At 59.1% G+C, this 12,561-nt stretch carries 9 protein-coding genes; 6 read left to right on the top strand and 3 right to left on the bottom strand.

Features of this window, described 5'->3' with window-relative positions; all coding sequences use genetic code 11:
* The first annotated feature begins 56 nt into the window (after positions 1–56).
* The 6 genes from AB4O16_RS01265 to AB4O16_RS01240 all read left to right on the top strand — a co-directional run bounded on the left by AB4O16_RS01265 (position 57) and on the right by AB4O16_RS01240 (position 8,805).
* Positions 57–821 (top strand): SDR family NAD(P)-dependent oxidoreductase, encoded by a 765-nt coding sequence (locus AB4O16_RS01265; RefSeq protein ID WP_075944540.1) that lies wholly within the window; start codon positions 57–59, stop codon positions 819–821.
* Between the two features lie 132 nt (positions 822–953).
* On the top strand, positions 954–2,648 hold the full coding sequence (locus tag AB4O16_RS01260; protein ID WP_083659283.1) for a DUF1302 domain-containing protein: 1,695 nt from the start codon (positions 954–956) through the stop codon (positions 2,646–2,648).
* A gap of 32 nt (positions 2,649–2,680) precedes the next feature.
* Positions 2,681–4,057, top strand: coding sequence for a DUF1329 domain-containing protein (locus tag AB4O16_RS01255; RefSeq protein ID WP_075944541.1), 1,377 nt, complete (start codon positions 2,681–2,683; stop codon positions 4,055–4,057).
* A gap of 177 nt (positions 4,058–4,234) precedes the next feature.
* Positions 4,235–5,329 carry a WD40/YVTN/BNR-like repeat-containing protein gene (locus AB4O16_RS01250; RefSeq protein ID WP_075944542.1) on the top strand — a complete coding sequence of 365 codons (1,095 nt, stop codon included), beginning with the start codon at positions 4,235–4,237 and terminating at the stop codon, positions 5,327–5,329.
* Positions 5,329–7,824, top strand: a complete 2,496-nt coding sequence (locus AB4O16_RS01245) for an efflux RND transporter permease subunit (RefSeq protein ID WP_075944543.1) — start codon at positions 5,329–5,331, stop codon at positions 7,822–7,824. Before AB4O16_RS01250 ends, AB4O16_RS01245 begins: the two co-directional genes overlap by 1 nt.
* A gap of 150 nt (positions 7,825–7,974) precedes the next feature.
* Positions 7,975–8,805, top strand: a complete 831-nt coding sequence (locus tag AB4O16_RS01240) for an alpha/beta fold hydrolase (protein WP_075944544.1) — start codon at positions 7,975–7,977, stop codon at positions 8,803–8,805.
* A gap of 186 nt (positions 8,806–8,991) precedes the next feature.
* On the opposite strand, the gene catA is transcribed toward AB4O16_RS01240, so the two are convergent.
* From catA to AB4O16_RS01225, 3 genes are all read right to left on the bottom strand, one after another.
* The gene (gene catA / locus AB4O16_RS01235) at positions 8,992–9,927 is read right to left on the bottom strand and encodes a catechol 1,2-dioxygenase (protein ID WP_460156781.1); all 936 of its coding nucleotides are present in this window, start codon (positions 9,925–9,927) and stop codon (positions 8,992–8,994) included.
* Between the two features lie 68 nt (positions 9,928–9,995).
* On the bottom strand, positions 9,996–11,117 hold the full coding sequence (locus AB4O16_RS01230) for a muconate cycloisomerase family protein (protein WP_085702094.1): 1,122 nt from the start codon (positions 11,115–11,117) through the stop codon (positions 9,996–9,998).
* A gap of 40 nt (positions 11,118–11,157) precedes the next feature.
* On the bottom strand, positions 11,158–12,531 hold the full coding sequence (locus tag AB4O16_RS01225; protein WP_075944547.1) for an MFS transporter: 1,374 nt from the start codon (positions 12,529–12,531) through the stop codon (positions 11,158–11,160).
* Positions 12,532–12,561: the final 30 nt, after the last annotated feature.

Genomic DNA, 12,561 nt, shown 5'->3' with positions numbered 1-12,561 from the left:
TGATCGCAACGGAGGCGACCGTGACACGTTGACTTCCCATCAAGCAGGAGAACGTCATGAGTGATCGTCTGAAGGGTAAGGTTTGTATCATCACCGGCACCGGTGGTTCGATGGGACGAGCCGCAGCACTTATGTTCGCCCGCCAGGGCGCAAAAGTGGTCGGCTGCGATATCAACCGCGAGTCGGCTGAAGCGACGGTCGACGAAGTGCTGTCGTTCGGGGGGGAGATGGTGTCCCTGAGCGAATGTGACTTGACCGATACGCTGCAATGCAAGGAACTGGTTGAACTGGCCGTCTCGACCTATGGTCGTGTCGATGTCCTGTTCAATAACGCGGCCATGGCCTATTTCGGCTGGGTCGACGAGATTTCCGACTTCGATTGGCACCGTACAATCGACCAGGAGCTGAATCTGGTTTTCCACCTGGTACGAGCCGCCTGGCCTGAGCTGATCAAGACGCCGGGCTCGTCCATCATCAACACTGCATCGGTGTCCGCCTGGTCGACCTATCGCATGTTGCCCGGCATCGCGCATTCCGCAGCCAAAGGCGCCGTGCTGTCGATGACCCGACAACTGGCGATGGAAGGCCGTACCTATGGATTGCGTGCCAACAGCATTTCACCCGGCTTGATCGAATCCAAGCAAACGCTTCCGCTGCTGGAAGATCCGGAGTGGGTCGATGTGATGGTCGGCAAGATCATGTTGGGTCGTATCGGCAAGCCCGAGGAAGTGGCCGCAACTGCGCTGTTTCTGGCCTCGGAGGAAAGTTCGTTCATCACCGGCACGGATATAAAAATCGACGGCGGAACTACCGCGTGGTGAAACACGCAATGTGCTAAGTCGCTAACTTCAAGGGATTGTAAATCACTAAAAATATCGCTGTCTTTATGGCCAGCGAGCGTCACGGCTTCTTCAAAACCAAGCACTAATAATAACTAAGTTGGTGAAGAGAAAATGATCGTCAAGAAAACAAGAGAGTCAGGTGCGCTTGCGTGCGCGCAACGTCAGGATTCGGAAAGTCATCAGTTTCAACACCGGGCGCTGGCGTGTGCCGTTGTGACCGCGATGACTGCATTCGCCGCCCCCATGGCCAGTGCGTTCGAGTTCAATACCGGCGTCGAAGATTTGAAGATTCGCTGGGACAACACGATCAAGTACAGCGCCGCCTGGCGTGTAAAGGATCAATCTTCGAAGTTGACCGGCGACGCCAACCAGGACGACGGTGACCGCAACTTCGACAAGGGCATGATTTCGAACCGGATGGATCTGTTTTCCGAATTCGACCTGACCAAGAACAATATGGGGCTGCGCGTGAGCGGCGCCGGCTGGTATGACAGCATCTACAACCGCAAGAACGACAACGATTCACCGTTCACCAATAACTCGCGCTCTGTGGACTACAACGAGTTCACCTCCGAGACCGAGAAACTGCACGGTCGCAAGGCGGAACTGCTGGATGCGTTTGTCTTCGGCAAGACCGAAATCGGCGACATGCCCACGACCATTCGTGTCGGTCAACATACTGTCCTCTATGGCGAAAGCCTGTTCTACGGCGCCAACGGTATTGCGGGAGGCCAGGCACCGACCGATATCGTCAAGTTGCTGTCTGTACCGGGTACGCAGTTCAAGGAACTGGTGCGTCCGGTGCCGCAGATCTCCGGGCAAATCCAGCTGCGGGACAACCTAGCACTCGGCGCGTATTACCAGGTGCATTGGGAAGCAGATCGCTTACCAGCGGCGGGCAGTTACTTCTCCACTGTGGACATTCTCGATGACGGCGGTGAACAGATTCTCGCTGGTCCCGGTTCGAGTTTTATCCGTGGTAAAGACAAAAAGGCCAGCAACTCCGGCCAGGGTGGTTTGCAACTGCGCTTTCGGCCAGAAGATATCGACGGCGAGTTTGGTCTCTATGCCATTCAATACAACGCCAAGAGCCCGGTGGTGCATGCCAGTCTGAGCCCGGCCTTTGCGCCGGACACGTACGAGCTGGTGTACCCGGAGAAGATCAAGGCCCTGGGTGTCAGCTTCAGTACCACGGTGGGTGACACCAACGTTGCCGGTGAGTTTTCGGTGCGGGACAATATGCCTCTGGTGCCGCACGCCGGTTCGGTGACCGTGTTGCCAGGGGAACAAATCAACAATAACAACCACCCTTTGTATCCCGTCGGCCGTACTGCTCACGGCCAGGTCTCATGGATTGCCTTGCTCGACGCTGGCCCGTTGTGGGAAGGCGGTAATTTTCTCGGTGAAGTGGCGTGGAACCGCCGCCTGAGCATCACCAAGAACGCCGACGCACTGGACCCCAATGCCACCCGCGATGCCGGTGCGGTGCGCATGATTTTCGAGCCTGCCTACTACCAGGTGCTGGACGGGGTCGACCTCACGGTGCCGATCGGCGTGGGCTATGGCCTGTTCGGCAAGTCCTCGGTGATCAACCCGGGTTTCAGCGTCAATCATGGCGGTGACTTCAGTGTCGGGCTCAAGGCCGACTACCTGAAAACATGGAAGCTCAGCCTGATGTACACCACGTTCTTCGGCACTGAAGAAACCGGCGTGGTGCCGGCCAACTCCGCGGATCAATCCTACTCCTACGACCAATCCCTGAAGGATCGCGATTTCATCGCGTTCTCCGTGCAGCGTTCGCTCTAGTAAAAACAATAAGCCGAGCAGGAGATGTGAAGATGCAAGCAAAACACACGATTTTATGCGCTGCGTTGTGGAGCGTGATGTTCGCGACACCACACGTTCTGGCGGCGGTGTCCCCTGACGAGGCCGCACAGCTCAAATCGACCCTGACCCCCATGGGGGCGGAAAAGGCCGGCAACAAGGAAGGCACGATTCCCGCTTGGGATGGTGGCTACACCACGGTGCCGGCCGGTTACAAAAACGGCGACTCACGGCTGGACCCCTTCGCCAGCGAAAAGCCGCTGTACACCATCGATTCGAAGAACATGGACAAGTACGCCGACAAGTTGAGCGATGGCATCAAGGCCATGTTGAAGAAGTACCCGGACAGCTATCGCCTGGACGTGTATCCGACTCACCGCACGGCGGCGGCACCACAATGGGTCTACGACAACACCTTTGCTAACGCGACCCGCGCCAAGTTGACTGACGACAAGGTCTGGGTCGAAGGCGCCTATGGCGGCATTCCATTTCCGATTCCGAAAAACGGCGCCGAAGCCATGTGGAATCACAAGTTGCTCTATGCCGGGGAGGCGACCTCATACGCCTTCAACAACTACGTCGGCACGCCGGACGGCAAGCTGGTGCTGTCGGTGCGGGGCTATAACAAGGCCATGTTCCCGTACTACAACAAGAATGGTTCGCTTGAAACCTTCAAGGGCCAATCCACTCTTTTGCGCGTATGGATGACTGATCCACCCATCAAGTCCGGTGAGCAGTTCGTGCTTATCGACTCGACCAACAAACCGCGTCAGGCCTGGCAATACCTGCCGGGGCAACGTCGCGTGCGCAAGGCGCCGACCCTGGGTTACGACACGCCTTCGGATGTGAACTCGGGGATGGAATATTACGACGAGTCGTACATTTTTCTGGGCGACCTGGACCGTTACAACTGGAAGCTGGTCGGGAAAAAAGAGCTTTATATTCCCTATAACAACAACAAGTTCCTGCAAAAAAACGTGTCGATCGACAAGCAGTTGATGCCCCACCACATCAACCCGGATTCGACCCGTTGGGAACTGCACCGTGTCTGGGTCGTGGAAGCCGATCTGGCGCCAGGCAAGCGGCATGTGGTGCCCAAGCGTCGTTACTACCTGGATGAAGACACCTGGGGCGCGATTCTGGCGGATGGCTGGGACGGTCAGGGGCAACTGTGGCGTACCCAGATCTCGTTGCCTTTCCTGATCCCGGACGGTCCTTTCGTGTACCCGAACCTGCAATGGTCGACCCACAACCTGCAAACCGGCGGCTGGAGCGGCGAGGGCGCGACAGACTGGAGCAATCCTTCCTACACCTTCCACCTCAAGATGCTGACCGATGCCAGGTCCGGCGATTTCACGCCTGAAGCGATGTCGGGCGAAGGCGTGCGTTAAAGCAACCTGCAATTCCCCGTAGGAGCGAGCTTGCTCGCGATGGACGTCGACGAAAGCGCGAAGCTTCTGGATTAACGCGTCACCTTTGAGTCCATCGCCAGCACGCTCCTGCAGGGCCCGATAAAAGGTTGTAGATCCGCGTCAGATAACAATTATAAAAAAAGCTGGAGAATGTCTATGCGCTGTAATCGAACGGTCGGTGATTTGCTCACTGCCGCATTTTTGCTGGCCTCGTCCTGGTCCGCTCAGGCAGTCGTTCCCGGACCGCTTGAGCGTCCGGCACAGCTTTCGCCCCATGCCGAAAACTCAGTGCTGGTAGCCGTGACCTCGACGCCTGATCGCCTGGTAGCGGTGGGCGAGCGGGGCATCGTCGTGCTGTCGGACGACAACGGCATCTCCTGGCGCCAGGCGAAAGTCCCGGTAAGCGTGACACTGACCTCCGTGCAGTTTGTCGACGCGAAACAGGGGTGGGCCGTCGGTCATGGCGGTGTTGCATTACATAGCAAGGACGGTGGCGAAACCTGGGAAAAACAGTTCGACGGTATCGAATTGGCCCAGACCCTGTTACGTATTGCCAAAGAACGCCAGCAGAGCAACAACGGCGATCCGGATGAGCTTGAGCGCCAGGTGAAGGCCGCCGAGCTAATGGTATCCGATGGTCCGGACAAGCCATTGCTGGACGTCTATTTCGTCAACAGACGCACCGGCTACATCATCGGTTCCTACAACCTCATTTTGCGTACGGACGATGGCGGCCATAACTGGCAGCCATGGCAGGCACACGTCGACAACCCGACCGGGTTGCACCTCTATGCCATGGGAGGCAGTGGTTCGAGCCTGTACATCGTCGGTGAGCAGGGCAGCGTGTTTCGCTCGCAAAACGACGGCGCCGAATTCGAGGCGGTCCAGACGCCTTACGAGGGCAGCTACTTCGACTTGATAGTGGACGCCAACGACCAACTGCTGGTCAGCGGCCTGCGTGGCAGCACCTACCGCTCCAGCGACAGTGGCGCCGACTGGACCAAGGTCGAGGTGCCGTCCAGCGCTTCGATCACCGGCAGCGTGCGCTTGAAGGACGGCGGTTTTGTTTTGGTCAATCAGTCCGGCCAACTTCTGCTCAGCCGCGACAAGGGCAACAGTTTCCAGTTGTCGCCAATGAAACAACTGCCGCCGCTGGCGGGCATCACCCAGGCAGCCGATGGCGGCCTGGTCGTGGTGGGTATGCGGGGTGTCACGAAGGTCAGCTTGTCCAGCGTTGTCGGGAGTAAGTAATGAAATTTGATAATTGCGCGGACGGCAAACCCGTCATTTGCAACCTGGAAGACTTTGACAAGCAATCCGGTTCGATCGTGGAGCGCCTGTTCTTCAATCATCGGATGATAGTGCTGGTGGTGTGCCTGCTGGTCACCCTGGTGCTGGGTTTTTACGCGACCAAACTGAAGCTAAATGCCGATTTCGAAAAGATGATCCCCACGGGGCATCCGTACATCGAGCAATACCTCAAGCACAAAGGCGATATGAAGGGCTTTGGCAACGCGGTGCGCATCGCCGTCGAGGTCAAGCAAGGCACGATTTTCAATGCGGCGTATCTGGAGACCCTGAAGGAACTCAACGATGAAGTGTTCCTGATCCCGGGTGTCGATCGTGCGTTCCTCAAGTCGCTGTGGACTTCGAATACGCGCTGGCTGGGGGTGACCGAAGAAGGGCTGGACGGTGGTCCGGTGATTCCGGACAACTATGATCAGTCGCCGCAAAGCATCGACCAGACCAGGACCAACGTCGAGCGTTCGGGAGATGCCGAGCAATTGGTGGCCTCGGACTACAAGTCCAGCATCATCTTCGTGCCGCTGCTGGACGTGAATCCTGAGACAGGCAAAGCCCTGGACTACAAGCAATTCTCCGAGCAACTGGAAACCCTCAGGGACAAGTACCGAGGCCAGGGTGTCGAACTGCACATCACCGGTTTTGCCAAGGTCGTGGGGGATCTGATCGATGGCATTCGCCTGGTGCTGTGGTTCTTCTTTCTGACTATCGTGATCGCCGGTGCCGCGGTGTACTGGTATACCCGTTGCGTGCGCAGCACCTTGCTGGTGGTCGTCACCTCACTGATTGCGGTGACCTGGCAGATGGGCATCTTGCCGTTGCTAGGCTTCGAACTGGATCCCTATTCGATCCTAGTGCCGTTCCTGGTCTTCGCCATTGGCATCAGCCATGGCGCGCAGAAGATGAATGGGATCATGCAGGACGTCGGCCGTGGCATGCACAAGCTGGTGGCGGCGCGCTTCACCTTTCGCCGGCTGTTTCTCGCAGGTCTGACGGCGTTGCTTTGCGATGCAGTGGGCTTTGCCGTATTGCTGGTCATCAACATCCGGGTGATTCAGGAACTGGCGATTACCGCGAGCATCGGCGTGGCGGTGTTGATCTTCACCAACCTGATCCTGCTGCCGGTGTTGCTGAGCTTTACCGGGGTCAGCCGCAGTGCAGCCGTGCGCAGCATGAGGGACGAGGCGGGTGAGGCGGCCGGCGTCGAAAAACATGTGGTCTGGCGTTTTCTCGATCTGTTCACCGAGCGCAAATGGGCCAGTGTGGCGGTGGTGGTTTCGATCATTCTGGGCGTGGCAGGGTTCATGGTCAGCCTGCATCTCAAGGTCGGTGATCTCGACCCAGGCGCACCGGAGCTGCGTGCCGATTCGCGCTATAACCTGGACAACGCGTTTATGGCCAAGGCCTATTCAGCGAGCAGTGACGTGCTGGTGGTGATGGTCGAAACGCCGAATGATCAATGCACCGCCTACAAGACTCAGGCGCTGGTGGATGCGCTCGAGTGGGAATTGCATGACGTGGCGGGCGTGGAGGGGACCAATTCGCTGCCGTTGCTCAGCCGCCGGATCACCGTAGGCATGAACGAAGGCAATCCGAAGTGGTATGAACTGGTGCCCAACCAATGGACGCTGAACACCGTGGCCAACCGCACGCCGCGGGAAATCTTCAACCAGGGCTGCAACCTGCTGTCGCTGTTCGTGTACCTGCAAGACCACAAGGCCGACACCCTAGCGGGCGTGGTGGACAAGGTCGAAGCCTTCGCTGCGAAAAACAACACCGACGGCGTGAAGTTCGTGCTCACGGCGGGCAACGCCGGCATCGAAGCGGCGACCAATATCGTAGTGAAAAAGGCCAGTCACGAAATGCTGTTCTGGGTGTATGGCGCGGTGATCCTGCTGTGCTTTATCTCCTTCCGCTCCTGGCGCGCCGTGGTCTGCGCCGTGGTGCCTTTGGCCTTGACCTCGATCCTGGCCGAAGCCTTGATGGTGTCCCTGGGGATGGGCATCAAGGTTGCGACCTTACCGGTGATTGCGCTGGGCGTCGGGATCGGCGTGGATTATGCGCTGTATGTGCTGACCATCGTCCTGGGGCAACTTCGCCAGGGTTCCACGCTGTCCGAAGCCTATTACCGGGCACTGACCTTCACCGGCAAAGTGGTGATGCTGACTGGCGTGACACTGGCGCTGGGCGTGGCGTCCTGGGCGTTTTCGCCAATCAAGTTCCAGGCCGACATGGGGATTCTGCTGGCGTTCATGTTCATTTGGAACATGCTCGGTGCCTTGATCCTGTTGCCGGCGCTGGCGCACTTCCTGTTGCCTCAGGCGCAGGTATCGTCCGAACCGTCACGCGGTGAACCGGCCACCAAGGTCAATCTTGCCACGGCGAGCAAACCGGGCATTTGCCCGCCCCATCAAGCGACCTCGTCGGCGATCACGCTGTCGTGAGCGCTTGAACCAGAGCTGGCAACCCGGCGCCCACTGCGCCGGGCTCCCGGCAACACATTCTTCCGCAGCTTTCGGTTTGTGACTGGTTCACAGGCCGATTTTTGCGTCAGCCCCAAGGGCAATACCGACCGTTGAAAACAGGGAGACAGTATGAACAGCCAACATAACCCCGAGATCGGCCGTAGCGTTCAAACCGGGTCCATCATGACCAATTACCATGATGTGGGCAGTGGAGAGCCGATGCTGCTGTTGCACGGCTCCGGTCCCGGCGTAAGTGCCTGGGCCAATTGGCGCCTGAGCATTCAGAGCCTGCAATCGGACTTCCGCTTGCTGGCCCCGGACCTGGCGGGTTTCGGCTTCAGCCAGACGCCGGCGGATATCGTCTATTCGCGCAACCTCTGGCTGGAGCAGATCGTCGCGTTTCTGGATGCCACCGGCGTCGATAAAGTCAATGTGATCGGCAATTCGTTCGGCGGCTCCATGGCCCTGGCCCTGGCGATCCACCACCCGCAGCGCGTCAACCGGCTGATCCTGATGGGCAGTGTCGGCGTGCCGTTCGAGCTTACGCCGGGCCTGGATGCGGTTTGGGGGTACGAGCCGAGTGAAGACAACATGCGCGCCATCATGCAGGTGTTCGCCTATGACCAGGCGCTGGTGGGGGATGACCTGGTGCGCATGCGCTATGAGGCGAGCAACCGTGCCGGGGTTCAGGAAGCGTTTTCAGCTATGTTCCCGGCGCCACGCCAGCGTTGGGTGGAGGCGATGGCGCATCCTGAGGCCGATATACGCGACATCGGTCACAAGACGTTGTTGATTCATGGTCGTGACGACAAGGTAATACCTCTTTCCACCTCGCTGACCCTGCAGCAATGGATTGATGACAGTCAGTTGCATGTGTTTGGCCGCTGTGGGCACTGGACACAGATCGAGCACGCGGCGGCGTTCGCGCATCTGGTTACGAATTTTCTCAAAAGTACCTGAGTGGGCGCGAACCCCTTGTAGGAGCGAACTTGATCGCGAATAACACCCGTGCAACGCGGGCATTCAGGCAGCCAACGTCATCGTTAACGAGCATCGCGAGCCTGCTCGATCCTAGAGGTTCCGCAAACGACAAGGCCCCATCATTGGATGGGGCCTTGTCGTTCGCGCTTTACAGATACCGCAAGATCATTGGCCGGCGCGTGGACGCTGGCTGCGGTGTTCATCGTCGGCGTTGACCGCCGGTTGCAGAACGAAGTCGAATTCGAGTTCAGCGAACTGTCGCCCGTCCAGACCATGGGCTTTCGAGGCGTCGGCGTTGTCGAGCAGTCTGGCTTCGCCGACCAGCCCTTCACGGGTGGCGTAGGCGAAGTCGTCCCACAGGTATTTGTCGCCGGCAAGGTTGATCTGGCTGGTCAGATGACGATGTTCCGGTGCGGAAACGAACACATGGATATGTGCCGGGCGCTGACCGTGGCGGCCCAGGGCGCTCAGGCATTCCTGGGTCGGCCCTTCGGGATTCACACCGTAACCGCTCGGAATGATGCTGCGCGCGGTGTAACGGCCTTCAGCGTCGGTCTTGATCCGGCGACGCAGGTTGAACGCCGACTGACTCTCGTCGAAGTAGGAGTAGGTGCCATTGGTGTTGGCGTGCCACAGATCAACGATCGCACCGGCCACCGGCTTGCCGTCCGTATTGAGGACCGTACCCTTGATGAACAGCGGGATGCCGACCTCATCTTCACTGCCATCATCCATGCGCGCAAAACCTTCGCTGAGCGGCGCGTTAGCCACGTACAGAGGCCCTTCGATGGTCCGCGGGGTCCCGCCGGCCAGGCCTATCTGCTGGTCCTTGGCGTCCTGCAGCAGGTCCATGAAGTGCTCCATGCTCAGGCCCGGCAGCAGCAAGCCGAACTCAGCGTGGGCGCCGACCTTGTTCAGGCGATCCACCGCCAACCAGAATTCGTCTTCGGTCACTTCCAGGTCTTCGATGATCTTGAAGGCGTCGCTGATCAGGCGATGCATCAGTTGCTTGAGGCGCGGGCTGCCCTGGTCGCTGTTGAAACCGGCGGCCTCCTTGATCAGGTCCTGCACTTCAGCGGTGTGGCTGATTTTTACGGTCATGTCTCAGTTCCTCGTTTTTTGTTTTAGATTCGGCGAGCTATCAAGGGCTGCGCGTTAAATCGCCTTGGCTACCGGCGACGAAACAGCGCGAGGCGTTCTTCATCCAGGCTCACGCCAAGACCCGGTGTATTGGGGACGTGCAATTCGAAATCGCGGTAAACCGGTGCCTCGTTCACGATCTCTTCGGTCAGCAGTAGCGGGCCGAACAACTCGGTGCCCCAGGCCAGCTTCTTCAAGGTCAGGAAGGCATGGGCGGAGGCGAGGGTGCCGATGGCGCCTTCGAGCATGGTCGCGCCATACAGCGCGATGCCCGCCGCTTCAGCGATCTGAGCAGTACGCAGTACCGCGCGTGGACCGCCGTTCTTGGCAATCTTCAGGGCGAACACGCTGGCCGCGCCATCCGCTGCGAGACTGAATGCGTCCTCCACCGATTCGATCGATTCGTCGGCCATGATCGGGGCCAAGCTGCGCTGATTGAGGCGCACCTGGCCGGCACGGTTGATCCGCGAAATCGGTTGTTCGATCAGGTCAATGCCGTTGTCGCCCAGCACCTGGCAGCCACGAATCGCCTGCGCTTCATCCCAATACTGGTTGACGTCGACCCGCACGCTGGCTCGATCGCCCAGGGCCTGCTTGATCGCCACCACGTGCTTGAGGTCCTGCTCCAGCGGATTGGCACCTATCTTCACTTTGAAAATGCGGTGGCGGCGCACATCGAGAAAATGCTCGGCCTCGGCGATGTCCCTGGCCGTATTGCCGCTGGCCAGAACCCAGCCCACTTCCAGGCTGTCGCGCACACGACCGCCCAGCAATTGGCTGACGGCCACACCCTGGCGCTTGCCCTGGGCGTCAAGCAAGGCGCTCTCCAGGCCGGACTTGGCGAAGGTGTTGCCCTTGGCAATCCGGTCCAGACGTTGCATCGCGGCATTGAAGTTACTGGCGTCCATACCGATCAAGGCCGGCGCCAAGTGCACGTCGATATTGGTCTTGATGCTTTCCGGGCTTTCGTTGGCGTAGGACAGCCCGCCGACCGTGGTCGACTCGCCCAGGCCTTCGATACCGTCGCTGCAGCGCAGGCGAATGATCACCAGGGTCTGCTGCGAAATGGTGTGCATCGCCAACTTGTGCGGGCGGACGGTGGGCAGATCGACGAGGATCGTCTCGATGCTTTCGATTTTGGCTTGGGTCATACCGGCTTCCAGATGCAGGTTGCAAGAACGTCAGGGGTCATTACGGATTGGCCTGTGGCACGGAGGAGGGCGACAACGGTTGAACGGCCTTCACGTCCGGGTCGGTGGGGCGCTGGCGCCTGACCCGAATCAGGAACAGTCCGATCGCCCCGGCACCGATCAGCCCCGGGACAGCGAAAGCCAGAAAGGAAAACTGCAACGGCAGTTCCGCGGCATGCATGGCCGCCCCGAGCATCGGGCCGATGATTGCGCCGATGCGGCCGATGCCCATGGCCCAGCCCAGTCCGGTGGAGCGGATGTGCGCCGGGTAGTACTGCACCGCGAAGGCATTGGCGAGGATCTGCGCGCCAGTGGTGCCGCCGCCGGCTATGGCGATCAACACATAGAGCACCGACAGTGGCGCCTTCACCGCCATCAATGCCAAGACCAGCGCACTGGCGGTCAGGAAACACAGGAGCACCCGGCCGAGACCGAAGCGGTCGGCCAGCCAGCCACCAAACAGAGAACCGAAGATCGCGCCGAAATTGAGCACCAGCAAAAAGCCGATGCTGGAGTTGATGCCGTAACCGGCGGTGTTCATCAGCTTGGGCAGCCAGGCACTGATGCCGTAGATCATCAGCAGGCTGCAGCAGAACGCCAACCAGAGCAGCAGGGTATTGATCAGGCGTCCGTCCTGGAAGATCTGCACGACAGAGACCTTGGGGGCCTGGCCAGCCTCGCGATGCAGTTCGTCATCCATGTGCGGGATGTATTCAGGTTCTGCCCGGTGCAGCAAATGCTGGGCATCTATGACCCTAGTCTTGCGCAGCAGAAAGTTGATCGACTCCGGCAGCTGGCTGACCAACAGGGGCAACACGACCAATGGCACGGCTGCGACTAAGAACACCGACGACCAGCCATATTGCGGAATCAGCCACATGCCAAGCCCGGCGGACAACATGCCGCCGACGGAATAACCGGTGAACATCACGGCGATCAGCGTACCCCGCAACTTTTTCGGCGCGTACTCGTTCATCAGCGCGATGACGTTGGGCATGACCCCGCCGATGCCGATACCGGCCAGAAAACGGAAAAAAGCGAACTCTTCAGGGGTGCGGGCAAAGCCGTTGATTACGGTGATGCCGCTGAACAGCACCACGCACATTGTGATGGTCTTGCGCCGGCCGATTCGATCCGACAATTGACCGAAAAACAGCGCGCCGACCATCATGCCCAGCAGCGCGCAGCTACCCAACAGACCGGCCTGCAACGCAGTGAGGCCCCAATCCTTCATCAGGGCGGGCAGCACCACGCCGTAGATGACCAGATCGTAACCGTCGAAAATTATGATGAGCGCACCCCAGAACAGCAGGCGTGCGTGAAAGGCATTGAATCGGGCCCCGTCGAGCAGGGTGGCTACGTCGATAGTTCGCATGGCATGGCTCTTCTTGTAATTGTTATTTGA

The sequence above is a fragment of the Pseudomonas sp. S2_H10 genome, assembly GCF_054668285.1.
The sequence above is the reverse complement of the archived record's forward strand: the minus strand, read 5'-3'. Positions and strand labels throughout refer to the sequence as shown.

What these genes read in the sequence shown, in the direction of transcription:
- AB4O16_RS01225 (WP_075944547.1), bottom strand. Translation starts at nt 12,531, where the DNA reads ATGCGAACTATCGACGTAGCCACCCTGCTCGACGGGGCCCGATTCAAT.
- AB4O16_RS01230 (WP_085702094.1), bottom strand. Translation starts at nt 11,117, where the DNA reads ATGACCCAAGCCAAAATCGAAAGCATCGAGACGATCCTCGTCGATCTG.
- AB4O16_RS01240 (WP_075944544.1), top strand. Translation starts at nt 7,975, where the DNA reads ATGAACAGCCAACATAACCCCGAGATCGGCCGTAGCGTTCAAACCGGG.
- AB4O16_RS01255 (WP_075944541.1), top strand. Translation starts at nt 2,681, where the DNA reads ATGCAAGCAAAACACACGATTTTATGCGCTGCGTTGTGGAGCGTGATG.
- AB4O16_RS01265 (WP_075944540.1), top strand. Translation starts at nt 57, where the DNA reads ATGAGTGATCGTCTGAAGGGTAAGGTTTGTATCATCACCGGCACCGGT.
- AB4O16_RS01260 (WP_083659283.1), top strand. Translation starts at nt 954, where the DNA reads ATGATCGTCAAGAAAACAAGAGAGTCAGGTGCGCTTGCGTGCGCGCAA.
- AB4O16_RS01250 (WP_075944542.1), top strand. Translation starts at nt 4,235, where the DNA reads ATGCGCTGTAATCGAACGGTCGGTGATTTGCTCACTGCCGCATTTTTG.
- AB4O16_RS01245 (WP_075944543.1), top strand. Translation starts at nt 5,329, where the DNA reads ATGAAATTTGATAATTGCGCGGACGGCAAACCCGTCATTTGCAACCTG.
- catA (WP_460156781.1), bottom strand. Translation starts at nt 9,927, where the DNA reads ATGACCGTAAAAATCAGCCACACCGCTGAAGTGCAGGACCTGATCAAG.